Annotated in this window: 27 protein-coding genes; 26 read left to right on the top strand and 1 reads right to left on the bottom strand. The window is 55.2% G+C overall.

The annotated features are described in order from the left end of the window. Positions 1-65: 65 nt before the first annotated feature. The 8 genes from pstC (at position 66) to QO008_RS00670 (ending at position 7,721) form a co-directional block, all read left to right on the top strand. Positions 66-923 carry a phosphate ABC transporter permease subunit PstC gene (pstC, locus tag QO008_RS00635; protein WP_307383354.1) on the top strand — a complete coding sequence of 286 codons (858 nt, stop codon included), beginning with the start codon at positions 66-68 and terminating at the stop codon, positions 921-923. Further along, positions 923-1,744: a phosphate ABC transporter permease PstA gene (gene pstA / locus QO008_RS00640; RefSeq protein WP_307383357.1), complete on the top strand. Its 822-nt coding sequence runs from the start codon at positions 923-925 to the stop codon at positions 1,742-1,744. Before pstC ends, pstA begins: the two co-directional genes overlap by 1 nt. After that, on the top strand, positions 1,745-2,503 hold the full coding sequence (gene pstB, locus QO008_RS00645) for a phosphate ABC transporter ATP-binding protein PstB (RefSeq protein WP_126465215.1): 759 nt from the start codon (positions 1,745-1,747) through the stop codon (positions 2,501-2,503). Between the two features lie 17 nt (positions 2,504-2,520). Then, positions 2,521-3,192, top strand: a complete 672-nt coding sequence (gene phoU, locus QO008_RS00650) for a phosphate signaling complex protein PhoU (protein ID WP_307383362.1) — start codon at positions 2,521-2,523, stop codon at positions 3,190-3,192. 1 nt (position 3,193) lies between these two features. Continuing rightward, positions 3,194-3,871 (top strand): response regulator transcription factor, encoded by a 678-nt coding sequence (locus QO008_RS00655; protein WP_126465218.1) that lies wholly within the window; start codon positions 3,194-3,196, stop codon positions 3,869-3,871. A gap of 113 nt (positions 3,872-3,984) precedes the next feature. After that, the gene (locus QO008_RS00660; protein ID WP_307383365.1) at positions 3,985-5,589 is read left to right on the top strand and encodes a PAS domain-containing sensor histidine kinase; all 1,605 of its coding nucleotides are present in this window, start codon (positions 3,985-3,987) and stop codon (positions 5,587-5,589) included. Between the two features lie 42 nt (positions 5,590-5,631). Continuing rightward, the gene (locus tag QO008_RS00665; protein WP_126465222.1) at positions 5,632-6,312 is read left to right on the top strand and encodes a response regulator transcription factor; all 681 of its coding nucleotides are present in this window, start codon (positions 5,632-5,634) and stop codon (positions 6,310-6,312) included. Further along, positions 6,309-7,721 carry a HAMP domain-containing sensor histidine kinase gene (locus QO008_RS00670; RefSeq protein ID WP_232006504.1) on the top strand — a complete coding sequence of 471 codons (1,413 nt, stop codon included), beginning with the start codon at positions 6,309-6,311 and terminating at the stop codon, positions 7,719-7,721. Before QO008_RS00665 ends, QO008_RS00670 begins: the two co-directional genes overlap by 4 nt. Positions 7,722-7,856: 135 nt before the next feature. Here QO008_RS00670 and QO008_RS00675 read toward each other — a convergent pair whose 3' ends face one another. Beyond that, positions 7,857-11,297, bottom strand: coding sequence for a pyruvate carboxylase (locus QO008_RS00675; RefSeq protein ID WP_307383370.1), 3,441 nt, complete (start codon positions 11,295-11,297; stop codon positions 7,857-7,859). Positions 11,298-11,431: 134 nt separating this feature from the next. Between QO008_RS00675 and cbiB the strand changes: the two genes are divergently transcribed. The 18 genes from cbiB to QO008_RS00765 all read left to right on the top strand — a co-directional run bounded on the left by cbiB (position 11,432) and on the right by QO008_RS00765 (position 24,965). Continuing rightward, on the top strand, positions 11,432-12,358 hold the full coding sequence (cbiB, locus tag QO008_RS00680; RefSeq protein WP_307383372.1) for an adenosylcobinamide-phosphate synthase CbiB: 927 nt from the start codon (positions 11,432-11,434) through the stop codon (positions 12,356-12,358). Further along, positions 12,355-13,113, top strand: coding sequence for a sirohydrochlorin cobaltochelatase (locus QO008_RS00685; protein ID WP_126465228.1), 759 nt, complete (start codon positions 12,355-12,357; stop codon positions 13,111-13,113). Before cbiB ends, QO008_RS00685 begins: the two co-directional genes overlap by 4 nt. Further along, complete coding sequence (locus QO008_RS00690) at positions 13,110-13,811, top strand: SAM-dependent methyltransferase (protein WP_307383377.1); 702 nt, start codon at positions 13,110-13,112, stop codon at positions 13,809-13,811. Before QO008_RS00685 ends, QO008_RS00690 begins: the two co-directional genes overlap by 4 nt. Further along, positions 13,757-14,812 (top strand): pyridoxal phosphate-dependent aminotransferase, encoded by a 1,056-nt coding sequence (locus tag QO008_RS00695; protein WP_307383379.1) that lies wholly within the window; start codon positions 13,757-13,759, stop codon positions 14,810-14,812. The genes QO008_RS00690 and QO008_RS00695 overlap by 55 nt, the downstream gene beginning before the upstream one ends. After that, positions 14,805-15,425, top strand: a complete 621-nt coding sequence (locus QO008_RS00700) for a precorrin-8X methylmutase (protein WP_307383381.1) — start codon at positions 14,805-14,807, stop codon at positions 15,423-15,425. Before QO008_RS00695 ends, QO008_RS00700 begins: the two co-directional genes overlap by 8 nt. Beyond that, on the top strand, positions 15,422-16,471 hold the full coding sequence (gene cbiD / locus QO008_RS00705) for a cobalt-precorrin-5B (C(1))-methyltransferase CbiD (protein WP_307383383.1): 1,050 nt from the start codon (positions 15,422-15,424) through the stop codon (positions 16,469-16,471). Before QO008_RS00700 ends, cbiD begins: the two co-directional genes overlap by 4 nt. Next, positions 16,472-17,083 (top strand): precorrin-6y C5,15-methyltransferase (decarboxylating) subunit CbiE, encoded by a 612-nt coding sequence (cbiE, locus tag QO008_RS00710; protein ID WP_307383386.1) that lies wholly within the window; start codon positions 16,472-16,474, stop codon positions 17,081-17,083. Then, positions 17,061-17,606: a precorrin-6Y C5,15-methyltransferase (decarboxylating) subunit CbiT gene (gene cbiT, locus QO008_RS00715; protein ID WP_126465240.1), complete on the top strand. Its 546-nt coding sequence runs from the start codon at positions 17,061-17,063 to the stop codon at positions 17,604-17,606. Before cbiE ends, cbiT begins: the two co-directional genes overlap by 23 nt. Continuing rightward, entirely contained in the window at positions 17,603-18,355 is a 753-nt protein-coding gene (gene cobM, locus QO008_RS00720; RefSeq protein WP_307383390.1) for a precorrin-4 C(11)-methyltransferase, read from the top strand. The genes cbiT and cobM overlap by 4 nt, the downstream gene beginning before the upstream one ends. Next, positions 18,352-19,326, top strand: coding sequence for a cobalt-precorrin 5A hydrolase (locus QO008_RS00725; protein WP_307383393.1), 975 nt, complete (start codon positions 18,352-18,354; stop codon positions 19,324-19,326). Before cobM ends, QO008_RS00725 begins: the two co-directional genes overlap by 4 nt. After that, positions 19,323-20,051: a precorrin-3B C(17)-methyltransferase gene (cobJ, locus tag QO008_RS00730; protein WP_307383396.1), complete on the top strand. Its 729-nt coding sequence runs from the start codon at positions 19,323-19,325 to the stop codon at positions 20,049-20,051. The genes QO008_RS00725 and cobJ overlap by 4 nt, the downstream gene beginning before the upstream one ends. Then, a complete protein-coding gene (cobK, locus tag QO008_RS00735) occupies positions 20,048-20,782 on the top strand; it encodes a precorrin-6A reductase (protein ID WP_307383399.1) in 735 nt (244 codons plus the stop codon). The genes cobJ and cobK overlap by 4 nt, the downstream gene beginning before the upstream one ends. Further along, positions 20,775-21,035 (top strand): cysteine-rich small domain-containing protein, encoded by a 261-nt coding sequence (locus tag QO008_RS00740; RefSeq protein WP_307383402.1) that lies wholly within the window; start codon positions 20,775-20,777, stop codon positions 21,033-21,035. Before cobK ends, QO008_RS00740 begins: the two co-directional genes overlap by 8 nt. Beyond that, positions 21,022-22,098, top strand: a complete 1,077-nt coding sequence (cobT, locus tag QO008_RS00745; protein ID WP_307383405.1) for a nicotinate-nucleotide--dimethylbenzimidazole phosphoribosyltransferase — start codon at positions 21,022-21,024, stop codon at positions 22,096-22,098. Before QO008_RS00740 ends, cobT begins: the two co-directional genes overlap by 14 nt. Then, entirely contained in the window at positions 22,095-22,631 is a 537-nt protein-coding gene (gene cobU, locus QO008_RS00750; protein WP_126465252.1) for a bifunctional adenosylcobinamide kinase/adenosylcobinamide-phosphate guanylyltransferase, read from the top strand. The genes cobT and cobU overlap by 4 nt, the downstream gene beginning before the upstream one ends. Beyond that, the gene (gene cobS / locus QO008_RS00755; protein ID WP_307383409.1) at positions 22,556-23,344 is read left to right on the top strand and encodes an adenosylcobinamide-GDP ribazoletransferase; all 789 of its coding nucleotides are present in this window, start codon (positions 22,556-22,558) and stop codon (positions 23,342-23,344) included. Before cobU ends, cobS begins: the two co-directional genes overlap by 76 nt. Beyond that, entirely contained in the window at positions 23,341-23,892 is a 552-nt protein-coding gene (locus QO008_RS00760) for a histidine phosphatase family protein (RefSeq protein WP_307383412.1), read from the top strand. The genes cobS and QO008_RS00760 overlap by 4 nt, the downstream gene beginning before the upstream one ends. 86 nt (positions 23,893-23,978) lie before the next feature. Further along, on the top strand, positions 23,979-24,965 hold the full coding sequence (locus QO008_RS00765; RefSeq protein ID WP_126465258.1) for an S-layer homology domain-containing protein: 987 nt from the start codon (positions 23,979-23,981) through the stop codon (positions 24,963-24,965). Positions 24,966-24,977 lie beyond the last annotated feature (12 nt).

The following is a 24,977-nucleotide window of genomic DNA, read 5'->3' on the forward strand; positions in this document are numbered from 1 at the left end:
TTACAAACAGTAGATCTTTCGATGACGCATAGTTGATATAGTAGCGGAAGTTAAGGAGGAAAATAATGCAATCGAAAACATTCGAAAAAATTTGGGAGATCGTGTTTCTGGCCTGCTCGCTGGTTTCGGTTCTCTCGATCATCGTGATCTGCTATTTTATTTTCGTGAATGGTGTTCCCTTCATTTTGAAGACGGGAATCGCCGAATTTATCTTCGGTTCCGAATGGCGACCCACGGCATCTCCCGCCAGCTTCGGGATCTTGCCCATGATCGCCGGATCGGTCTTCGTTACCATCGGATCGATCATCGTCGGCGTACCGATCGGCGTCATGACCGCAATTTTTATGGCTTTTTATTGCCCCAAAAATATCTATAAGATTCTGAAGCCTGCGGTAAACCTGATGGCGGGGATCCCCTCTATTATCTACGGTTTCTTCGGCTTGATGGTCTTCGTACCCATCGTGCGCAGTTGGTGGGGCGGTACGGGGATGACCGTATTTACCGCGGCCGTCTTGTTGGGGATTATGATTCTGCCGACCATTATCGGCCTTTCCGAATCATCACTGCGCTCGGTTCCCAAGTCCTATTACCAAGGGTCCATCGCCTTGGGCGCCACCCACGAACGGTCTTTGATGGGCGTCGTCGTGCCCGCCGCCAAGTCCGGGATTCTTGCGGCGGTTATTCTGGGGATCGGCCGCTCCATCGGGGAGACCATGGCGGTTATCATGATCGCCGGTAACCAGCCCATGATTCCCCAAAGCATCAAGCAGGGGACCCGTACGATGACCGCCAATATCGTACTGGAGATGGCCTATGCCACCGGCCCGCACCGGGATGCGCTGATCGCCACCGGCGTCGTGTTGTTTATCTTTATTCTGTTGATCAATGTGATCTTTAACGTCGTAAAAAGGAGGATGAAGTAATGAAAACTCGTTCCGGAATCGTGCGAGGACTCATTCTCGGGAGTGCGTTTATTACTTTCGCCATCCTGATCGTACTCGTCGGCTATATTATTTTGAAGGGCGTACCGCATCTGAATGCTAAGATGTTTGAGCCCGTCTATACCACCGAAAATGTTTCGATGATGCCCGCTATCGTAACGACGCTGATCGTCGTCGTATTGTCTCTGCTCGTCGCCACTCCCTTGGGCGTATTTACCGGTTTCTACTTAGTGGAATACGCGAAAAAGGGCAGCAAAGTCGTCGAGATCATTCGACTGACCACGGAAACCCTCTCGGGCATTCCCTCGATCCTATACGGTCTGTTCGGGATGCTGTTTTTCAGTATCGCCCTTTCCTTGGGATACTCGATCCTATCCGGGGTATTTACCCTCGCGATCATGATCTTGCCCTTGATCATCCGCTCCACCGAGGAGGCCTTACTGGCGGTGGACAATAGCTTGAGAAACGGCTCTTTCGCCCTGGGCGCGGGCAAGCTGCGCACCATTATTCGCGTGGTTCTGCCGGTCGCGACGCCGGGTATCCTCTCCGGGGTAATCCTCGCCATCGGCCGATGCGTCGGCGAGACGGCGGCGCTTATGTTTACGCTGGGTACGACCACGGATATGCCGAAGAGCCTCTTGTCTTCGGGCCGTACCCTATCGCTGCACATGTACGTTCTGTCTACGGAAGGGCTGTTCGTCAACGAGGCCTTTGCAACGGGTTTTGTGTTGATCGTCGTCACCCTTTTGATTAACGGCTTAAGTACCTATATCGGAAACAAATTAGCAGGAGGAAACAATTAAATGGAAGATACAAAAATTCTCGTTCAAGACGTCGATCTTTGGTACGGTGATTTTCAAGCGCTGAAAAAGATCAACTTGGATATTAAAGACAAAGAGATCACCGCATTTATCGGACCCTCGGGTTGCGGGAAGTCGACGATGCTGAAATGCTTAAACCGCATGAACGACTTGGTAGAAAACTGCCGCATCGAAGGCACCATGACCTTAGACGGAAAGGACATCTACGCGCCTTCCTATGACGTAAACCAATTGCGTAAAAACGTCGGCATGGTATTCCAAAACCCGAACCCGTTCCCCATGAGCATTTACGACAATATCGCTTACGGCCCCCGTACCCACGGTATTACCTCCAAGAAAAAGCTCGACGAAATCGTAGAGCGCTCCCTGCGCGGCGGCGCCATTTGGGACGAAGTCAAAGATAAGTTGCAACAGAAGGCGACGGAAGTCTCCGGTGGACAACAACAGCGGATCTGCATTGCCCGCGCTTTGGCGGTCGAACCCGAAGTGTTGCTGATGGACGAACCTACCTCCGCATTGGACCCGATTTCCACTTTGAAGATCGAAGAACTTGTTCAAGAGCTGAAAAAAGAATATACTATCGTTATGGTAACGCACAATATGCAACAAGCTGCTCGGGTATCCGACAAGACCGCATTTTTCCTTACCGGTGAGGTCATCGAAATGGACGCTACGGAAAAGATTTTTGCGAACCCGCAAGACGAACGTACGGAGGACTATATCACCGGCCGTTTCGGTTAATCAGAAGGAGGTTAACAATGCGCAAACAGTACGACATTGAATTGAGCGAACTCAACACCAATCTAATAGAGATGGCGGCCTATGTGGAACGCGCCGTCGCCGATTCTCTGCAAGCGTTAAAAGACAGAGATAAGGAACTCGCCGTAGAGGTATACAGAAACGATCGCTCCGTCAACCGCATGGAACGCAAGATCGAAGATATGTGTCTGATGCTCTTGTTGCGTCAACAACCCGTCGCGGGAGACCTGCGTTTTATCTCTGCCGCACTTAAGATCATCACGGACTTGGAGCGCATCGGCGATCACGCGCAAGACATCTGCGAGATCTCCCTCTCTATGGACGACAAGCCCTTGGCGGTTACGCCCGATACCATCGACAAGATGTATGAAGAGTCCTCGACCATGATCAAAATGGCGATCGACGCGTTTATAACCAAGGACGAAGATTTGGCGAGACAATGTATCGCCCACGACAATATCGTCGACTCTCTCTTCGTCGATACCAGAAACACCATCGTAGAGGCGCTTCAGGCAAAGCAAGGAGACACCGAAGAACTGATCGACCTGCTCCAGATCGCAAAGTATCTCGAACGGGTCGGCGATCACGCACAAAACATCGGCGAATGGGTCATTTTCTCCATTACCGGACACCATAGGGATTATCTCGGCGTAGAAACCTTCGGTGTGTAAGATGATCTATTGTGTAGAAGATGAAGCGAACATTCGTGATCTGATCGTCTATGCCTTAAAAAACAACGATCACGAAGTGCAGGGTTTCGCCAGCGGAGAGGAACTCTTCGAGGCGATGCAGATCGAACTGCCTTCGCTTATACTATTGGATATTATGCTGCCGGGAGAAGACGGACTGCAAATTCTGGAGCATATTCGGGAAAACGAGCAGACGGAAGACATCCCCGTTATTATGTTGACGGCGAAGTCCTCCGAACTCGACAAAATCGTCGGCCTGGACAAAGGCGCCGACGACTACATCGTAAAGCCCTTCAGCGTCTTGGAACTGATCGCCCGGGTCAAAGCGGTGCTGCGCCGCGCGCAACCGCGAAAGATGCACCACGATATGGTGGACATCGACGGGGTCAGCATCGACAATCAACAGCGTTCGGTGACGGTAGATGGGGAAGAGATCAACTTGACCTTTAAAGAGTTCGAATTGTTGTTGTATCTGTTCCAAAACAAAAATATCGTCCTGAATCGAGAAAAGATCATGACCCATGTGTGGGGCTATGATTTTGAAGGGGAGTCCCGAACCGTCGACGTGCATATCGCCTCTCTCAGGCAGAAGCTAAAAGAAAAAGCGTATCTGATCGAGACGGTCCGCAATATCGGTTATAAAGTAGGTAGCAAACAATGAAAGAGCGGATCCGATGGTTTAGTATCGTGATCGCGTTTTTCATAGTCTTCATATTTCAAATTTCTGTATCCCTCGAGAGTAACAATCGAGGGATACGTTTTAGAGAAGAAGGGGTGGAGTTTCTAGCCGATTCTTTGGAAGCCGTACACTCTTCCGACGAGAGAATCGGCATCTTGAAACGTCGAGAAAAACACGATCGCGATATTCTGAATATATATGTCAGCCCCTCCGAAGAAATCTTGTATAGCAGCAGTTTTCGGTCGAAGGCGGAAAAGGCCTTGCAGTACGTCAAAGAGAACCCGCAGTTATTGGAACCGAAGGACGCGAAGGGCCTGTATAAATCCGGTTTTTTGAACAACGAATACGTTGAAGCCCGAAATTACGATGACGGCTCTATGTTTATCGGCGTATTTCGAGCGGAATCCATGGTCTCCACTGCCTTACATCACTTTTCCTATACCGTGCTCGCCGGTTTGGTCGGTGCGTTTTTGTTGTATGTGGTGCTGAATCACTTCGTCGAGCAACACCAGGAAGAGACGCGCTACTTTTTGCAAAATTCCAAAAAATACGTGCAGGATCCGGATTATAAGATGGAGCTGAAGGCGCTCGTCAAGGAATACGAGCCGACGCTCGCAAAAGAAGCCGGCGAACTGCGCGAGCACTTGGATCAGCTGAATTCGCGTCTGACCGGCTTAAACGACATGGTCGACAATATGATGGAGGGGGTCATCCTCGTCGGAAAGGACCGGAAAATCATCTCTATCAACGAGTCGGCGATCAAGCTCTTGAACGCTTCGATCCACATCAATTACAAGGGCAAGGACCTATTATATCTCTGCCGGGCGATGGAATTTTACCGCGCCTTTACCCACGCCTTCGACCGCGCCAAGGACGAGATCCGAAAGATCGAGCTGGACGGTACGATCATCAAATTTTTCTTCGACCCCGTCTTTAACGAAAAGGGCGAGTTTTACGGCATGATGCTCTTGATGATCGACGAAACCCAGCAAACCCTCGCGGAGCGGAGTCGGCGCGAATTTACCTCCAATGTCACCCACGAACTCAAGACGCCCTTGACCTCGATTCGCGGCTACGCGGAGCTATTGCGCACCGGCGCCGTGGCAGAGGCGGATGTGAACCGCTTCCTCGATATAATTCTCGACGAGTCGCAAAAACTCTTTGAACTCATCGACGCGGTCATTTCCATGTCCCGCTTGGAAGAGAAGAACCGAATCGAAGAGTATCGGGTGACCAATCTCGAACTCTTGGTGCGGGAAGTGCTGCGTTCTTACCAGCCGGATTTCGAAGAGAAGGAACTGCGCGTCCAGCTGCGTGCCGATATGGACAGCAAGCTCTATACCCATCCGGAACTGATGAAGGAATTAATCACCAATCTCGTCGATAACGCCACATCCTACAATGTGCAGGGGGGCGAAATCAATATCGACCTGGATGGTTCCGATCCGGAAATGTTTAAGATCGTGATCCAAGATACGGGGATCGGCATCTCTTACGACCACCAAAAGCGAATTTTTGAACGTTTTTATATGGTCGACAAATCTCGGTCTTACAATAAGAAATCGACAGGTCTGGGTCTCGCCATCGTCAAACACAATGTCGAGAGCCTGAAAGGCAGCATCGAATTGAACTCGCAGATCCATCACGGCACCGTCTTTGTATTGAAATTTCCCAGAAACGGTCTTTCCTCTACACAATAATTTCACGAAGAGATTATAGTATAATGGGAGTGGAGGATGCCTATGTTTAAAATTTTGGTAGTGGACGACGAAGAAAAAATCCGCGAGGTCATTCGAACCTACGCGGAATTTGACGGACATGAGGTGGTCGAAGCCGCCGACGGTCTGGAAGCGGTGGAGATCTGTCAAAACGAGGACTTCGACGTGATCGTCATGGACATTATGATGCCCAGACTCGACGGCTTTAGCGCCTATAAAGAAATCAGAAAAGAGAAGGACATTCCCGTCCTCATGCTCAGCGCCAGGGGCGAAGAGTACGACAAGCTCTACGGGTTTGAGATCGGCATCGACGATTACGTCGTAAAGCCGTTTTCGCCCAAGGAGCTGATGGCGCGGCTCCAGGTCATCGTAAAGAGAAACAACAATATTTCACAAAATCACACCCTGGACTTCCAAGGGGTTTCCATCGACTTGGACGGCAGAGAAGTCTATGTCGACGAAGAGGCGGTGGAGATGACCCCAAAGGAATTCGACCTATTGGTGTTTATCGCCCAAAACGAGAACATAGCCTTGAGCAGAGAAAAGCTGTTGAATAAGGTATGGGGATACGATTTTTACGGCGACGACCGCACGGTGGATACCCACATTAAAATGTTGCGCAACAGCTTGGGGCCGTACAGAAACTACATCGTTACCGTCCGCGGCGTGGGCTATAAATTTGTCGGGGAAAGCGGGATCGAGTGAAAAGACGAGGCTATCCGGACGACAAGAGCATACGCGTAAAGTTTTGGCTGTACTTTTCCGGTATGGCCGTCTTTATATTGGTGCTTTTATGGCTTTTGCAGATAGTCCTGATCAATTCCTTTTACGAATCCATGAAGATTCGCGATACCGAAAAGGTGGGGCGCATCGTCACCGCGGCATTCGGCAAGGACAATTTTGAGGAGACGCTGTTAAAATACAGCTTCGAAAAAAACCTGAGCCTCCAAGTCTATAACGAAGAAGGCGGCCTCGTCTTTCCGCTGAATCCCTTGGACTATATCTACCAGCCGATGATCAGCAGCGAGGACTTTTTCACCTACTTTATGCCGCTCTTGCGAAACAATGTGTCCGAAAAGACCTATGTCAAAGAGTATCAGGGCGAGGAATCGTCCTCGATTCTCTATGTCTCGTATTTGGGCGAGGAGGCGGGGGATAAGTTTTTCCTCGCCGCGGCGACCAATGTGGACCCGGTGGAGTCGACGGTGGACATCCTAAAAAACCAGCTGATCATCGTCAGCATTATTTCTATGATCGTCGCCTTCGGGCTTTCGTTTTATCTCAGTGCGCGGCTGGCAAAGCCCCTTTCGGATATGGCGAAGACCGCGCGCGCCTTGGGCCAGGGGAACTACGACGTCAAGTTTCGGCCGCAGGCCTACACCGAAATCAACGACCTAGCGAACACGTTGAACTACGCCACCGGCGAATTGACCGGGGCGCTCGAGATGCGCAAAGACCTTATCGCCAATGTGAGCCACGACTTTAAGACGCCGCTCACGGTCATCAAATCATACGGCGAGATGATTCGAGATATTTCCGGCGACGACAAAGCACTGCGGGAAAAGCACATCCAGACGATTTTGGAAGAAGCGGACTATCTCACTGACTTCGTCAACGATCTTTTGGATCTTTCCAGAGTAGAGTCGGGCCTAAGCGAACTCGTCATCGAACCCTTGGACCTCAGGAATTTGACCGAGGAGGTACTGGAGCGATTCCGCCATCTGAAAGACAAAGGGTACGTCTTCGCCGTCCACGGCGATGCCACTATAGAAGCCGACCGGAGCAAGATCCGCCAAGTGATCTATAATTTTATATCCAACGGTATCAACTATTCGAAAGACAAAAAGCGAATCGACATCTATATCGTCGACGACGGCGAGCGCGTCAGCTATGTGGTGCGCGACTACGGAAAGGGCATTGCCCCCGAGGACATCGATGCGATCTGGGAACGGTACTACCGCGGCAGAGACCATCACGAACGACAAGTCGTGGGCACCGGCCTGGGCCTTTCCATCTGCAAGAATATACTGGAACTCCACGGCTTCGCCTACGGCGTAAAGTCCAAGCTCGGCGAAGGAAGCAGCTTCTACTTCCAATCTGAAAACAAGGCATAAAGCCCGAACAAGACCCCCGAACATATAGGTAGTAAAAGAGGAGGGCAACAAAAAGAAAAACTCTGCCTTTGAAATTAGGGCATAAAAAATAGCGGCTTCTATGGCCGCTATTTTTGTGTCTTTAATATTCTGTTCTTATTGTTCCGCCAGTTCAATCAAGAGTTGACCGCTTTCTACGGCATCGCCGGCCGCGACGTAGATGTTTTCTACGACGCCGGATTGGGGGGCGATGACGTTGGTTTCCATCTTCATGGCTTCGAGTACCATCAGGGGCTGCGATTCTTTTACGGTTTCGCCGATGGCTACATTTACCTTGACGACGGTGCCGGGAATAGAGGCGCCGACCTCGAGGGGATTGTTTTCGTCGGCCATTATGGTGCCGCTGCCGCCGGTGGTGGGCATGGGACGGGTATGGTCTTCAATATTGATGCTGCGGCGGGAGCCGTTGATCTCGAAGGTGAGGGTACGGGTGCCGTCCTCTTTGAGCTTGCCAATTTCTACGAGGGTGACGATCATGGTCTGTCCTTCGCTGACGGCGATTTCGGCGGTTTCACCTTCTTTTAAGCCGTGGAAGAACACGTCGCTGCCCATGCGCCAGAGTTCGTCGTATTTGGCGTAGTTCTTGGCAAATTCTTCAAATACCTTCGGGTACAGCGAGTAGCTGGTAAGGTCTCTCTCTTCGGGTTCTCGATGCATAATCGTGCGCAAGTACTCACGATCCGCTTCGTAGTCTTCGTCCTCTAAGAGGAGACCGGGGCGGACGGTGATGGGCTTTTCGTCTTTGAGCACGATTTTTTGCAGGCGTTCGGGGAAGCCGCCGTAGGGTTGTCCCATCATACCCTTAAAGTAGGTGACGACCGAGTCGGGATAGTCCATGCTCGCGCCTTTTTCGTAGATATTTTGCGGCGTGAGTCCGTTTTGGACCATAAAGATCGACATATCGCCGACCATCTTCGAGGACGGGGTGACCTTGATAATGTCGCCGACCATTTCGTTGACGGCTTTATACATTTCCTTGACTTCGCGGAATTTGTGGCCCAAGCCGAAGCTTTCCACCTGCGGCTTGAGATTCGAGTACTGACCGCCGGGGATCTCGTATTTGTAGATCTCGGTGGTGCCGCTCTTCAGATCCGATTCGAAGTTGGCATAGACCGGGCGCACCGCCGACCAATAATTGGAGATCCGGTCGACTTTTTCGAGGTCGCTGCCGGTCTTACGGGAGGTGTTTTCCAGTGCCGCGACCACCGAGTTGAGTGCCGGCTGCGAGGTGAGCCCGCTCATGGAATCGATGGCGGTATCGGCGATGTCGACTCCGGATTCCGCCGCCATGAGGATGGTGGCTACGCCGTTTCCGGTGGTGTCGTGGGTGTGGAGGTGAATGGGGACGGCCACTTCATTTTTCAGCGCGCGAACGAGTTTTTGTGCCGCGTAGGGCTTTAATAGGCCGCTCATGTCCTTAATGCCGATAATGTGGCAGCCGGTTTTTTCCAGTTCCTTCGCCAAATTGACATAGTATTGGAGGCTGTATTTGTCCCGGCTTTCATCTAATATATCGCCGGTATAGCACATGGTGCCCTCGGCGATTTTTCCGTTTGCGATGGTCTCTTCGATGGCGAGGCGCATGCCTTCGATCCAGTTGAGGGAGTCGAAGATGCGGAAGACGTCGATGCCGAATTCGGCGGATTCCTTGATAAACTTTTTCACCACATTGTCGGGATAGTTTTTGTACCCGACGGTGTTGTTGCCCCGCACCAACATCTGCATCAGCAGATTGGGCATGGCTTCGCGCAACAGATCGAGCCGCTCCCAGGGGTCTTCGTGGAGGAAGCGGTAGGCGACGTCGAAGGTGGCACCGCCCCACATTTCCATACTGAACAGATCGCGCATATTGTAGTTCATCGCCTTGGCGATCTTTAAGAGGTCGATGGTGCGCACGCGCGTCGCCATTAAGGATTGATGGGCATCGCGCATGGTGGTGTCGGTCAAGAGCAGACGCTTTTGATCCAAAATCCATTGGGAGAATTTGTCGGCGCCCAATTCGTCGAAGATCTGCTTGGAGCCGCGGTAGTCGGTCTCTTCGAATTCCGGCACCACGGGCACGTCGAAAGAAGTGTTTGCGGTGGTCTTGTCGTTGACGACGATATTGCCGATGTATTCCATCAACCGCATTTCCTTATCCGTAGAGGTGTTGATATTAAACAGCTCGGGATGTTCGGCGATAAAGCCGGTGTCGCAGCTGCCGTTTCGGAATTCTTCGGAGTTGAGTACGTTCAGCAAAAAGCCGATATTGGTCTTTACGCCCGAGACGCGCAGTTCGCGCAGGGAGCGGATGGATTTGTTGACGGCGTCGTTCCAGGTTCTGCCTTGGGTGATGACCTTTACCAACAGGGAATCGTAGTAGGGGCTGATAATCGCGCCCTGGAAGCCGTTGCCCCCGTCGAGACGCACGCCGAAGCCGGAGGAGGAGCGGTAGAGGGAAATCTGACCGGTATCCGGGGCGAAGTTGTTGAGCGGGTCTTCGGTGGTGACGCGACATTGAATCGAATAGCCGCGCAGTTCTACCGAATCCTGGGAGGGGATGTCGATCTCGGGATCGGCGAGGGCATGGCCCTGGGCGATCTGGATCTGCGCCTGAATGATGTCGATGCCGGTGACCATTTCGGTGACGGTGTGCTCGACCTGAATGCGGGGATTGACCTCGATAAAATAGTGATTGCCCGCGCTGTCGACCAAAAATTCCACCGTACCCGCGGAACGATAGCCCAATGTCTTGGTAATCTTTAAGGCGTCGTCGCAGATTTTTTGCCGCAGATCGTCGGGCACGGAAAACGCCGGGGTAAATTCGATGACCTTTTGGTGTCGGCGCTGAATGGAGCAGTCGCGCTCAAACAAATGTACGACATTGCCGTAGAGGTCGCCGAGGACCTGTACCTCGATGTGCTTCGGGCGATCGAGGTATTTTTCGATAAACATGGAGTCGTTTCCGAAGGCCTTTTTCGCCTCGCTCTTTGCCGAGTGGAACTGGTCCAACAGTTCTTCTTCGCTGCGGACGACGCGCATGCCGCGACCGCCGCCGCCGGCCGCCGCCTTGATCATAACGGGGTATCCCGCCTGTGCGGCAAATTCCAGCGCCTCTTGGTCGGTGCGGATCGGTTCTTCGACGCCGGGAATGGTCTGTACCCCGGCTTCTCTGGCGATGATCTTTGACGAGATCTTGTCGCCGAGTTTGCGCATGGTGTCGGGGCTCGGGCCGATAAAGGTGATGCCCGCCTCCTCACATTTTTGTGCAAAATCCGGATTCTCCGCCAAAAAGCCGTAGCCCGGGTGGATGGCGTCCACGCCCTTATTCTGCGCCAGTTGGATAATCTCGTCGATATCCAAGTATGCATCGACCGGGTTTTTGTCCTTGCCGATCAAATAGGATTCGTCGGCCTTGGTGCGGAACAACGAAAGACTGTCCTCTTCGGAATATATAGCAACCGAACGGATGCCCAGTTCTCGACATGCGCGGAAAATGCGTATGGCGATCTCGCCGCGGTTGGCGACGAGAATCCGTTTAAACTTTTTCGTTTCCATGGAAACCTCCTTTAATATTCATCTATATATTATATCTCTTTTTTGGAATTTTATGCAATAGAGGGCAAAAGAAGGTCGAATGGATTGTAAGCGATGGGGGAGCATGGTACACTATACCAGTGAAAGGATAGTTTATGTATATTCTCATTGCTTTTCTACTAGATATAGTATTTGGCGATCCGGAAGGCATGGTGCACCCGGTGCGGGGGATGGGCCGATGGATTGAATTTGTATACAAAAAAATCACGGCATTGCCACAGGATCGACAGCGGGCGGCGGGGATCGTCGCCGCGTTTGGATCCGTTTTCGGCGCTTTCTTTTTGGTACAAGTTCTCCTGCTGCTTCTGCCGGCACCGCTCGACGGCATCCTATCCGTCTACTTGCTGTATACCTCTTTGGCGGCAAAGAATCTCGCCGAGGAGGCGATGGCGGTGCATCGCGCCCTCGAGGAATCCCTCGAGGCGGCGCGCCGGCAGCTTTCTCGCATCGTAGGGCGCGAAACCGCCGCCCTCAAGCGCGAAGAAGTGATCTGTGCCGTCGTGGAGACGGTGTCGGAGAACACCTCGGACGGCGTGATCGCCCCGCTGCTCTATGCGTTTTTGTTCGGCCCGGCGGGGGCTGTGGCCTATAAGATGGCGAACACCCTGGATTCCATGGTGGGCTATAGGAACGAAACGTACCGCGACGCGGGCTACGGGGCGGCGAAGCTCGACGATATTCTGAACTGGATTCCGGCGCGCCTAACCGTAGCCGTGATGGCGATTTCCACCGGATCGGGTTTTGCCATGGTACGCGCCTTTAAGAGCGCAAAGCGCTACGGCCGCAACCATTTGAGTCCCAATGCCGGCTATCCCGAAAGCGCGGCGGCGGGTATTTTGGGGATCCGCCTGGGCGGCGGGCACTATTATTTCGGCGAGTACGTCGAAAAGCCCTATATCGGAGAAGCCGTGAGAACGCCGACGACAGATGACATCGTAAACGCCGTAGGACTTCTGTGGCGCTCGAGTCTATTGTTTATGTTGATAGGCCATGTTTTATATTGGATCGTGAGGGGAATATGAAGCAAGCACTGCTGATCGCATCCTTTGGCACTACCCATAGGGATGCGGAAGAATTGGATTTGAACCCGGTGATAGACGCCCTTCGGGACGCGCATCCCGACGCGGCGGTTCGCGCCGCGTTTACGTCTCGCATGGTGATTCGCGCCATCGAAAAGCAGACCGGTCGCAAGGTCGACAACGAACGGGAAGCGGCGGCGCGCCTCCGGAAAGAAGGTTTTTCGGAGGACGAGATTCGCATACAACCCCTGCACTTGATCGAAGGGGTGGAATACGAAAAGTTGACGCGAATTCATGATGAGATCCTCGTGGGCGAGGCGCTGTTTTCCAGGGAAGCGGATCTGTACGCGTTTGCGGAATATGCGACAAAGAGTTATACGACGCCGACCCTCTTTATCGGGCACGGAAGCGAGCACGAGGCCGATGCGATCTACCGGCGGCTCCACGAATGCATGGCGGAGGCCGGCGGTATGCACGGCGTCGCCACGGTGGAAGGCGAATTGGGCCGCGCGCACGCCTTACAGTGGCTGAAAAGCAGCGGCGCCGATTCGGTTCACTTGGTGCCCCTCCTTTTGGTGGCGGGGGATCACGCCAAGAACGATATTTTTGGCGACGACGATTCCTACAAGACCTTTTTGGAAGGGAAGGGGTATAGGGTTTCTTATAGAGAGCGAGGCTTGGGGTGCGACGCCTTTGTGCGGGAGATGTTCTTGAAAAAGTGCCGCGCGTTGATGGAAGACAAGGCGGGCGCGCGATGAAGCGGATCATCGGCGTGGGCGTCGGACCCGGCGCGCCCGATCTCTTGACGCTGCGAGCGCTTCGCCTGCTCCAAAAGGCGGATCACATCTATATCCCCGAAAACCGCGGCAAGTCGCGCGCCTATGAAGTCGTGCGAGAATTTGTCGACGACGAGAAGGTGGTCTTTTTGGAATTTCCCATGGGCGAGGCGATGGAAGCGCGGTATCGGGCGGCGATGGACCGCATTTTGGAGGAGACAAAGGACGGGGAGACGTCGCTGTTTTTAACATTGGGCGATGCCGCCGTCTACTCCACCTTCTTTAACGGCATGGCCGCCGCGGATATGGCCGATATGGCGGTGGAATCGGTCCCGGGAATCCCGGCCTTCTTGGCGGGAATCCACGGGATGGCGGCGTCTTTGGTGGAAACGGGCGAGTCCTTTATACTGACCGATCATCTGCCCGATGCGCCCCTTACGGCGGACGCCGTCGCGGTACTAAAGACAACCGATCCCGCGTCCGTCTTCGAGCGACTGCGGCGTGAAGGGTACGCTCCCCTCTATATGGAAAATATCGAGGCAAAGGGCTGGAAGGCGACGGGGGATGCGGAAAAGCTCCCCGAACGTCGCTGCTATATGAGTCTAATTCTCGGGAGGAAGAGACCATGGAACACGGCGGAAATATCGAAACATATGGGCGCGGACATCCGGAGCTTCTGACGGATTTCAGCGCCAATATCAATCCCCTGGGGATCGATCCGCGCCTAGAGGCGGCGATGCATCGCGCGCTTTCGGCGGCGGATCGCTATCCGGATTTCACCTATCGCCGCTTACGGCGCGCGCTTTCGGAATACTTACACTGTGCGCCCGAGGCGGTGGTGGCGGGAAACGGCGCGATGGAGATTATCGCGGGCTCTATCGCCCTGTTTCCGAGGATATATCTGGCGACGCCGTGTTTTAACGAATACGCGCGGATTGCCAAAAGCCGCGGCATCGCCGTATATACCTTCGAAATGGCGCCGCCCTTTCGACTTTGTGTACCGGAATTTATCGAGAAGATGCCCGAAAATGCGCTGACGATCCTGACCGATCCCAACAATCCCACCGGATACACGCTATCGGATTCGGAGCGGGAGGCGATATACCGCGCGGTCGTAGAAAAAGGGGGCCACCTCTTACTCGACGAGACTTTTATGGAATTTGTGCGGCCTCCCTCTGAGGAATGCTCCTTTTACGACGAAAAGGACCGATTGATTACCGTGCGCGCGGCGACGAAGTTTTTCGCCTTACCCGGTATTCGCCTGGGCTACGGTATACTGCCCGCGGGCATTCGAAAGCGCTATCTCGCGCGGCAGCTCCCCTGGACGGTCAATGTGCTCGCAGAGGAAGCGGGGCTGTGGCTCAAGTCGCTGGACGCATATGGGGAGCGGACGCGGGCGTATGTGCAGAGAGAGCGCGAAAGATTGGCGACCTGTTTTCAAAAATCGAAGATTGCCGAGGCGTACCCTTCCGAAGCCAATTTTCTCTTGATTCGCCTCCAAGCACCGGTTGCGAAGCGTTGTTTTCAATTTTTTCTCGAGCGGCACATATTGCTCCGCATTTACCCGGCGGGGGGTGTGCTCGCCGATCGCTATATGCGGATTGCCGTCCGTACGGCGGAGGAGAATACGCGGTTTATGGCGGTTTGGTGCGAATTTGAAAGGAGTGTGGCGGATGTATGAAAAAAAACCCATGGCGATCGAAAATCGCTCCATGGATATCATCGACAGCTATTTGCGCGACGTGAATTTTTCGGCGGAGGAATTGCCCCTGGTGCGGCGCATGATCCACACGACGGGAGATCCGGAGTATCGTAAGATTATCCGCATACGGAGCGATTTTTTTTCGGCGGCAAAAGAGGCCATCGCATCCGGCGCGAAGATCTATACCGATACGAATATGGTAAGAAGCGGCATCAACAAAAAGGCGCTGGCGAAAAGCGGCTGCACGTTGATTACCCCCATCGCCGAGGCGGAAGTGGCGGAAGAAGCCGAGGCGCGGGGCACCACCCGCAGCATTGTCGCTCTGGAAAAGGCGATCGAGTGTGGTGCGACGGCTTTTGTGTTCGGCAATGCGCCGACGGCACTTTTTCGCCTGCTCGAATGTATCGACGCGAAGCGGATCGCGCCGAACTTTGTGGTCGCCACCGTGGTCGGCTTTGTGGGAGCGGCCGAATCCAAAGCGGCGATAGCAGCGTACGACGTGCCGCATTTGCGCACAGAAGGCACCAAGGGCGGCTCCAATGTGGCGGCGTCTGTGATCAACGGCCTCCTCTACGAAATGGGGTATCGATGAAAGACGTCATCGTCGACGGAAAACATATGCGGCCTGGCTATACCACCGGAAGCTGCGTGGTGGCGGCGGCCGCGGCGGCAATCCGCGCCATAGACGAAGACCGCGCCCAACACCGTATCGCCATCGACGTACCGGCGGGCATGCGCATAGAGATCCCGGTAAAAGAGGTGACGCGCGATAGGGCGAGTGCCACCTATTCGGTGATCAAAGACGCCGGAGACGATCCGGATGTCACCGACGGCATCGAGATTCTGTGTACCATACGGCGCGATAACAGCGGGGAGGTACGCATTCGAAAGGGAACGGGGGTCGGCACCCTTACCAAGCCGGGCCTGTTCGGTGCGGTGGGAGAACTAGCGATCAATCCCGTGCCCAAAGGGGAGATCCTACGGCTCTTGGAAGACAACCGAAAAGACGGCATTTCCCTGCAGATCGACATCCCCCGGGGCGAGGAAGTGGCAAAAAAGACGTTCAATCCCAAACTCGGCATAACGGGCGGTCTCTCGATCCTCGGCACCACGGGGATCGTACGGCCCATGAGCAAGGAGGCCTATGTCGCCACCGTCGACATGGAATTACGGGCGCTTTCCGAAGAGGGCGCACGTGCGGTGCTTCTCACCCCCGGAAATTACGGCGTGCAATACGCCGCTACGCATTTTCCCGACCTGCCGGCGGTGCAGGTGTCGAATTATTTCGGCGACGCGCTGGTTTTGGCGCGAGACTACGGATTTCGCGCGATCCAAATCCTCGGCCATGTGGGCAAGCTATCCAAGCTCTCCTTGGGCATATGGAACACCCATTCGACGGTGAGCGACTGCCGTATGGAGGCCTTCGTCTATTATCTCGCGAAGATGGGGGCGAATACGCGCCTGTTTGCGGCGGTGGAAGCGGAAACCACGGCGGACGGCGCTTATGCCATCTGCCGAAAGGCGGGCAATGGCGATATTTTGCAACACATGGAGGCGGGAATCGAAGCGCGGGTGCCACGGTTTCTGCAAGACGATGCAATCGCCGTATCGGCGAAGATTTACACAATGGAGGCATAAATGCTTACGATGATCGGTGCCGGTCCCGGCGACATTCGGTATCTGACCTTAGAGGCAGCGGAAGAAATTCGCCGCGCGCCTAGCCTGCTTGCCTTTCCCCGGGTGGCGGAATCAATTCGCGCCCTGCGTAGGGATGTGGAGGCAGTGGCGAGTGTGGACGAGATGCTGGCGCGCATTCGAGAGGCTGGGGATACGGATGTAGCCGTGCTCGTAAGTGGCGATGCGCTGTTTTTCGGCTTTGCCAAGACCCTACAGGCACGCGGCATTCGCACAGACCGGATTCTTCCGGGCATCAGCAGCGTGCAGTACGCCTTCTCTAAGTTACAGATTCCGTGGGAAGGGGCGCGCTTTATGTCGTTTCACGGTAGAGACGCAGACCTCGATGCCGTCGCGGGGTCGGGACCGGTGGCGATCCTTTTGGACCGTAAATACAGCGCAGAGCGGCTTTCCTTCGAACTCTATGCGCGCGGCGTGCGGGGAAAGATGACGGCGATCAGCCGAGCCTCGTATCCCGATGAGCGCATTGTGCGCGCATCGATCGGCGATGCGATGGCGGTGGATGCGGATTTGGCATTGGCGGTGATTGAAATTGAAGTGGACGGACGACGATAACTTTATGCGGGGGGCGGTGCCCATGACCAAGGCGGAAGTGCGCATACTTACCGTAGCGGCCCTCGAACTCGTGCCGGGGCAGCGATTTTTGGACATCGGCGCGGGCACCGGTTCCATATCGGTGGCTGCGGCGGCCTCCGGCTGTACGGTAGATGCCTGCGAATGCCACCCGGAGGCACTGGGCCTGATCGTAGAAAACGCGAAGGCCTTCGACGTGTCCATCGACATTCTGGCGGGGAAGGCGCCGGATGTGCTCTCCGAAACGGCATACGACCGCATTTTCATCGGCGGGAGCAAGGGACGTTTGGACGATATCCTGGGATACTGCCACGGGCATTTAACGAGCGGCGGCATCGTGTGCGGCAATTTCGTGACGCCCGCGAATGCGGTGCGTTTTCGGGAGTTTCTGAAAGCACGCGGCTATCTGTGGACGTTTCGGTATATCGCCGTATCCCGGGAGGACCGATTCGGCATGCTGCGCGCCGAAAACGGCGTATTTATGGTGAAAGGACAAAAACCATGATTTCATTTGTGGGGGCCGGACCCGGAGATCCGGATTTGATTACGATCAAGGGACGACAACGCATCGAATCGGCGGATGTGATTATCTATGCCGGAAGCCTCGTACACGAGGGGCATCTCGCCTACGCCAAATCCGACGCAGAGATCTTAAACAGCGCTTACATGGATTTGGACGAGGTGTTGGCGTGTATGGTCTCTCGCCACCGGGCGGGCAAATCCGTAGTGCGCCTTCACACCGGCGACCCCTCGGTGTACGGGGCCATTCGCGAACAGATGGATCCTCTCGCGGAAGCAAATATCCCCTACGAGGTGATTCCCGGCGTGAGCTCGTTTTCGGCGGCGGCCGCCGTCCTGAAGCGGGAATACACGCTCCCGGGCGTAAGCCAGACCGTGATCCTCACCCGCCGCGCCGGCCGCACCCCCGTGCCCGAAGGAGAATCCATAGAGGCGCTGGCGGCACATAAGGCGTCGATGGCGATTTTTCTTTCCGCCGGACAGATTGAAAATGTAGCGCGGGAATTGGCGCAGTCCTACGCGGCCGAAACTCCCCTCGCCGTCGTATATCGGGCGAGCTGGGAGGACGAGCGGGTCGTTTGCTCGACGGTCGGGACGATCGCAAAGGATATGGAAGGCGCCGGCATTCGAAAGCATGCGCTGATCCTCGTCGGCGATTTCTTGGGCGACCGGTATGAGAATAGCAAGCTCTACGATCCCGGTTTTTCCACCGAATACAGAAAGGCCAAGCGGTGAAGGCGGTCCTCTGTTTTTCGCCGGGCGCGGCGCAACTGGCGAAAAAACATCTCGCCGATTTCGCGCCCTACGGAAAGGCGTTCGGCAATAGCCCCGATCGGAACAGTTTCGGCGCGCTGTTTCGGGCGGCGGAGGCGCTGGTGTTTATCGGCGCGGCGGGGATTGCCGTTCGCTATATCGCGCCGTGGCTTGCCGATAAGCGTACCGATCCCGCCGTCGTCGTCATCGATCCGGCGGGACGCTACGTCATTCCGATTCTAAGCGGGCATTTGGGCGGCGCCAACGCCCTGGCAAAGGAGCTGGCGGAGCGATTGAGCGCGGAGGCGGTGCTCACCACCGCATCGGATGTGCTCGGCTACGAAGCGCCGGATCTCTTTGCCCAAAAGCGAGGGTACGTGATCGACGATATGGCGGCCATGCGATGGATCGCGGCGCGCATGGTGGCGGGGGAGGCGATATATTGGTATTCCGAGCGAGATGCGGGGCCGCAGTATCCGCATTTGATCCGCGTTAGAACGCCCGAGGAGGCGGACCGGCCCGGGGGTGTGGTGGTCTCCGAACGCGATCTTTCCCCGGAACATGCTCTGAAACTCGTGCCGCGTTGCGTGCATCTCGGCGTGGGTTCCAAAAAGAGAACGACGGAGGCGGATTTGATGCGGCTATTAGAAAATACTTTAGACGTGCTCGGTTTGGATCGGCGGGCGATTCGCGCCGTGCATACTATAGATATAAAGCGAAAGGAGCCGTCCATCGTCGCCGTGTGCGAAGAATTGGGCGTTTCTTTGTATGGGTATAGCGCCGCGCAACTTTCGCAAAATGCGTGTCGATGTAGCGAAAGCGACTTCGTAAAAAGAACCGTCGGCGTCGGCAATGTGTCTTGCTCCGCCGCACTAATGGGTGGCAGTGAATTGTTGGCAGAAAAGATCGCGGAAAGAGGCTTTACCCTTTCCGTAACGAGGGAGGAAAAGTGAAAAAACTCTATGTAATCGGCATTGGCCCCGGCGGATCGGCGCTATTTACCGACCGCATGCGACAGGCGCTCGAGGAGAGCGAGGTGGTGGTGGGATATACGCCGTATCTGGGCTATATTCGCCACTTGATCGAGAACAAGACCTTGCTCTCCACCGGCATGAAGTCGGAGATCGAGCGCTGTAAAATGGCGGTGGAATCGGCGTCTTCCGGCCGCACCACCGCCATCGTCTCCACCGGCGATGCGGGGCTATATGGCATGGCGGGCCCCATTCTCGAGATCGCCGCGGATACGGATATCGAGGTCGAAATCATACCGGGCGTCAGCGCAAATTTTGCCGCGGCGTCTCGGGTCGGCGCGCCGCTGATGCACGATACGGCGACGATCAGTCTGTCGGATTTGATGACGCCTCTTTCCGTGATCGAAAAGCGGATTCGCTATGCCGCGGCCGCGGATTTTGTGATCAGCCTATACAATCCACGCTCCAAGGGGCGCGCGGGCTATTTGTCACACGCCTTTTCGATTATGAAAGAAGAAGGTTACGGCCCGGATCGCCCGGTGGCGGTGGTCAAAAACGCCTGGCGAGAGGGCGAAGAAATTCACATCAGTACGATGGATGCGGTGGATATCGAATCGGTGGATATGAACACCATAGTGATTGTTGGAAACAGTCGTACGTATATTGAGGGCGGAAAGATGATCACACCGCGGGGGTATGATCTATGAAGGTCTGGATCCTGGGCGGCACCGCCGATGCCTCGCGATTTGTGCGCAAGACCAAAAACCGCGATCTCGTCGTCACCGTCGCGACGGAGGAAGGGACGGAGTTTTTGCCCGCGGACATTGATGTGCGCGTGGGCCGGCTTTCCGAAGCGGATATGTGCCGGTTCATTGCCGATGCGCAGATCGAGGCGGTGCTGGATTTCACCCATCCTTTTGCCAAAGTGGCCACCCACACGGCGAAACGGGCGGCAGCGGCGGCGGGGATTTCGTACTATCGCTATGTGCGGCCCCGCGTGGACGGATTCGGCGATATGCGCTTTTCGTCCTATGCGGACTGTGCCCGGGCGCTAAAGGAAATGACGGGAACGGTTTTTTTTACCACCGGCTCCAACGAGGCGGCGCGCTTTCAGGCGGTGCGCGGAGAAAATCGATTCGTCTATCGCATTATCCCGTCGGAAGAAAGCCTGCATAAACTCAAGGCCTGCGGCGTCGAAACGGCGGATATCGTCGCGATGTTGGGGCCCTTTGACTACGAGATGAACGTCGCTTTGTTTCGCCACTATCGCCCCGCGTATCTGGTGACAAAAAACAGCGGCGAGGGCTCGGGATTTTGCGATAAAATGCGTGCGGCTGCGGATTGCGGCATGCGGACTTTGGTGATCGAGACCGAAGCGGAAAGCGGATACGATTTTGAAGAGATGCTAAAGATTGCAGAGGGGGATAGGCGTGGATAATTCGTATCGATTCTTTACCAATACAGACTGTCAATATTTTCCCTGCCATAGGCTTGAAGGACCGTTTAACTGTTTGTTTTGTTATTGCCCGCTGTATTTAATGGGCGAAGACTGCGGTGGCCGATTCGTCTACACAAACGGCGTGAAGGACTGCTCGGGGTGTACGATTCCCCACGTGCCGAAGGGCTACGACTATATCAACGAAAAATTACGCGAAGAGATCGCGAGGAGGCGAGACGGTGGAACTCGATAAATACATACAAGGCATATCCGAAACGGATGTCGATTTTGAAAACAGCGGCCGCGCACACTGGGACAGCCGTACCCATCCGATGGGTTCTTTGGGCGCGTTGGAAGAATATTCCATTCGACTGGCGGGCATACAGCGGCGGAAGATCCCCCGCATTCGAAAAAAATCGATCCTCGTGATGTGTGCCGACAACGGGGTGGTAAAAGAAGACGTGAGCTCCTCGCCGCCGGTCTTTACGCAGCTATTGGCCAATGCCATGGCGCGCGGAGAAACCGGCGTCTGCGCCTTGGCGAAGCACAACGGGGCGAAGGTCGTCGTGATCGACGTGGGTATGGAAAAAGGTATCGAGCGCGAGGCCGGTATTTGCGACGCGTCGGTGCGCGCGGGGACCGGCAATATCGCCACAGAAGACGCCATGACGAGAGAAGAAGCGGTGCAGGCGATTGGCGTCGGCATCCGCTATGCCGAGGCGGAGATCGAGGACGGGGCCGACATCCTCGGTACCGGCGAGTTGGGGATCGGAAACACTACTACCGCGTCGGCACTCTTATATATTTTAAGCGGCGAGGCACCCGAGGCGTGTGTCGGCTACGGCGCGGGGATTACCGACGCGCAGTGGCAGAAAAAAGTGCGGGCGGTGTGCCGGGCGAAGGCGCGTCTCGACGGGTGCGAAGATGCGATCGACATCCTCGCCAAATCCGGCGGGTTGGACATCGCGGCACTCGCGGGCGTCTTTCTCGCCGGCGCCTACCACCGCGTGCCTGTCGTCTGCGACGGCCTGATTTCGGGGGTCGCCGCCTATCTCGCGATCCAAATGGCGCCTTTGGCGAAGGGCTATATCTTTCCGTCGCATAGGAGCGCGGAGCTCGCCGCATCGGTGCTCTACCGCGTCCTGGATATTACGCCGCCCCTCGATCTGCATATGCGCCTGGGCGAGGGGAGCGGCTGTCCGCTCTTTTTCTCGCTTTTGGAATCCGCCATCGCCTGTATGGAGTCTATGGGGTCCTTCGAAGCCAATCAGATCGACCCGGCGGTATTGGTGAGCCTTCGAAAGGATACGCCGTGATCGCGCTGGTGACCGGCGGCGCGCGGAGCGGAAAAAGTCGCTTTGCCGAAGAGAAATGCCGCGCCTACGACCGGGTATTGTATATCGCCACCGCAGAGATCACCGACGAGGAGATGCGCAGGCGGGTGGAAGAACACAGAAAGCGGCGCCCCGAGAACTGGGATACGGCGGAGTCGCTTCCCGATCCCGCTGAAATCCGAAACTACGACGCCGTCCTACTGGACTGCGTGACGCTCTTGCTCTCCCGCGAACTCTATCTCGTCTCGCAGGAGGTCGACGAAGGAGACGTGGAAATGGAGACGACGCGCCGCGTGATCGCCCGACTCGAAGGGTGGATTGATGCCGCGCGGGCGGCGGGGACCGATCTGTACTGTGTGAGCAATGAGGTGGGAATGGGTATCGTACCAATGGATCCCGTTTCCCGTGCCTTCAGGGATTGTCAGGGGAGGGTAAATCAATGGATCGCGAAACAAAGCGACGCCGTATACTGGCTCGTATCGGGGATTGCGGTTGCGATCAAATGCGCGGACTGATCCTCGCCATACAGTTTCTGACGCGCATACCGATTCCCGTCGAAGTGCCCTTTACGGCACAATCGGCGGGTCGGAGTCTGTTCTGGTTCCCTTGGATTTCCTACGGAATCGGCGCGCTGGTGGGCTTGATGCAACAAGCGTTCTATTACAAAAATCCGCAGATCGCCGCCTTTCTGGCGCTCCTCGCCTGGGTGGCCCTCTCGGGCGGCATGCATCTGGAAGGGCTTATGGATACGGCGGACGGATTTTTGGCGAATCGGGATCCCGAGTCGACCCGAAAGATTATGAAAGACGCCCATATCGGCAGCTTCGGCGCCGTCGCCTTGGTCTTGCTCCTCGGCGGAAAGTACGCCGCCCTTTCCGGGGTATTGTTTACGCCTCACATCTTGGGTCTGATCGCCGCGGTGGCGCGCATGGGGATGTTGACGGGCATGGTGTGGTTTCCGGCGGCGCGTCCCAAAGAGTTGGGCCATTTCTTTCGCCGGCATGCAAATCGAGGCGTATATTTTGTGCAGTGGACGCTATTGGCGGCTCTCTTGATCGCGACCGAAGGCGTACGATTCCTGTACTTTCCCCTGATCGGCATCGCCATCGCCTGTGCGATTTCCCGTTGGAGCCGAAAAAAGATCGGGGGACTCACCGGCGACGTCTACGGCGCGCTGATGGAAGTCTGCGAGTGTGGCCTAGTCCTCGTCTACGGTCTTATGCGATGACGAAGACCATCTATCTGATGCGCCACGGGCGCACCCGCGCCAATCTCGAAAAATACTACGGTTCTGCCGAAGAACCGCTTTTGTTCGAACCGGCGGCATTTTCCGAGGCAAAGGCCGCCGTCGCGCAGATCGATCCTGTGGGCATCGCAGCGAGTCCGTATCTGCGCGCAATGCAGACCGCCGCGATCGTAAAGCCCGATACGATCGCGAGGATCGACGAAGAGCCGTTGCTCCGGGAGGTCTCTATGGGCGTATTGGAAGGGCGCCGTTTTTCCGATGCCTATGACCAATACGGCGCCGCCCTCGACCCCTGGATCGACGACCCTTTCTCCAATGCACCGCCGAGGGGAGAGAGCCTAAAAGACGCAATGGTGCGCGCCGAAGCGTTTTTGCAAGCGGCAGAAGAAGGCCATTTGTACGTAAGCCACGACGGCATTATCCGCTTGATTCTCTGCGCGGTGGCCGGAGATATTCGGCGATTTTTCGACATATCCGTTCAAAATCTACAGATCGTTCCCTTGGATTGCAATGAGATTTCTAAAAGGTGACAATTCCGTTACAAATCTCCGGCGGATCTTTTTCTTTGTGTTCCGATTTGCTATAGTCTCTTGTGGCATAGAAAGGATGCATACCATTGAAAAATACATTTCAGAAACTATTGGTTCTGCTTCTGGTATTCGGCGCAGTGTTCTCTTCGAGCACGGCTTTCGCCGCAGAAGTAGAAAAGCCGCAATACGTTTCGTTGCGGCTCGAAAAAGACGAAAGCGGAAATTACAATCGCTTCACCATGTCCTGGCAGAATCCGGCGTGGGTAAAGGAAATTCTGGCGAAGGGAGAAACCGTACAGTTTGAGATCGACGGTAAGGTCGATTACGAACCCTGGTCCTCCAAATCGGGGATTGTCTATCGGGGAGAGATCAGCGCGGCCACGGCCGACGGCGTAAGCATCAGCATTCCCCCCGAGGCCTTCGCCCATCTAAAAGACGTCAAGGTGACCCGCAAGCTCTATAGCTTCCGCGTGCGCTACGCAAAAGGCGACTTGCGCAGCGAATACAGCAATGCGGTGGCGGTCGGCTATCGTCCGAGCTTCTCCAACTCCAGCCAATGGTCCATGGAAGAGCTTTCCGCCGCCGGGGAACACGGATTTATTCCCCCCGCCGTCCGTTCGGACATGAAACGCGACATTACCCGGGAAGAATTTACCGAGGTAATCGTGCGGGTGTACGAAAAGGCAAACCGCGTACACTTGGTGGCGGGAGATAGCCCTTACGTCGACACGAAGAACCCCTCTGTGATCGTCGCCACCCGCTTGGGCCTGGTACAGGGCGTAGGCTATAAGCACTTCGATCCCGAAGCCAAGATCAATCGGCAGGAAATGGCGACCATTTTGGCGCGGTTCTTGCATACCTTCGACATCGAAGCCGATAAGAGCAATACCAAGACATACGCCGATCACGAAAAAATTCGCGATTTTGCCGTAGAGCCGGTGTATACGCTGCAAAGCATCGGTTTGATGGAAGGCTACGAAGACGGCACCTTCCGTCCCCGCACCAGTGCGAGCCGCGAACAGGGCGTCGTCCTGGGCGAGCGATTCTATAATTTCGTCACGACAAAACAATGAGCACGCAAAAAC

The organism is Aedoeadaptatus ivorii (genome assembly GCF_030815095.1).
In the GTDB taxonomy this organism is placed as follows: Bacteria; Bacillota; Clostridia; order Tissierellales; family Peptoniphilaceae; genus Aedoeadaptatus; species Aedoeadaptatus ivorii.

Bases quoted from the DNA above. Each gene is read 5' to 3' on its own strand.
- pstC (WP_307383354.1), top strand. From the start codon at position 66: ATGCAATCGAAAACATTCGAAAAAATTTGGGAGATCGTGTTTCTGGCC.
- QO008_RS00690 (WP_307383377.1), top strand. From the start codon at position 13,110: ATGAAGCGGATCATCGGCGTGGGCGTCGGACCCGGCGCGCCCGATCTC.
- cbiD (WP_307383383.1), top strand. From the start codon at position 15,422: ATGAAAGACGTCATCGTCGACGGAAAACATATGCGGCCTGGCTATACC.
- QO008_RS00655 (WP_126465218.1), top strand. From the start codon at position 3,194: ATGATCTATTGTGTAGAAGATGAAGCGAACATTCGTGATCTGATCGTC.
- QO008_RS00675 (WP_307383370.1), bottom strand. From the start codon at position 11,297: ATGGAAACGAAAAAGTTTAAACGGATTCTCGTCGCCAACCGCGGCGAG.
- cobS (WP_307383409.1), top strand. From the start codon at position 22,556: ATGGATCGCGAAACAAAGCGACGCCGTATACTGGCTCGTATCGGGGAT.
- cobM (WP_307383390.1), top strand. From the start codon at position 17,603: ATGATTTCATTTGTGGGGGCCGGACCCGGAGATCCGGATTTGATTACG.
- QO008_RS00685 (WP_126465228.1), top strand. From the start codon at position 12,355: ATGAAGCAAGCACTGCTGATCGCATCCTTTGGCACTACCCATAGGGAT.
- QO008_RS00665 (WP_126465222.1), top strand. From the start codon at position 5,632: ATGTTTAAAATTTTGGTAGTGGACGACGAAGAAAAAATCCGCGAGGTC.
- pstA (WP_307383357.1), top strand. From the start codon at position 923: ATGAAAACTCGTTCCGGAATCGTGCGAGGACTCATTCTCGGGAGTGCG.
- cbiB (WP_307383372.1), top strand. From the start codon at position 11,432: ATGTATATTCTCATTGCTTTTCTACTAGATATAGTATTTGGCGATCCG.
- cobK (WP_307383399.1), top strand. From the start codon at position 20,048: ATGAAGGTCTGGATCCTGGGCGGCACCGCCGATGCCTCGCGATTTGTG.
- pstB (WP_126465215.1), top strand. From the start codon at position 1,745: ATGGAAGATACAAAAATTCTCGTTCAAGACGTCGATCTTTGGTACGGT.
- phoU (WP_307383362.1), top strand. From the start codon at position 2,521: ATGCGCAAACAGTACGACATTGAATTGAGCGAACTCAACACCAATCTA.
- QO008_RS00700 (WP_307383381.1), top strand. From the start codon at position 14,805: ATGTATGAAAAAAAACCCATGGCGATCGAAAATCGCTCCATGGATATC.
- QO008_RS00760 (WP_307383412.1), top strand. From the start codon at position 23,341: ATGACGAAGACCATCTATCTGATGCGCCACGGGCGCACCCGCGCCAAT.
- QO008_RS00695 (WP_307383379.1), top strand. From the start codon at position 13,757: ATGGAACACGGCGGAAATATCGAAACATATGGGCGCGGACATCCGGAG.
- cbiE (WP_307383386.1), top strand. From the start codon at position 16,472: ATGCTTACGATGATCGGTGCCGGTCCCGGCGACATTCGGTATCTGACC.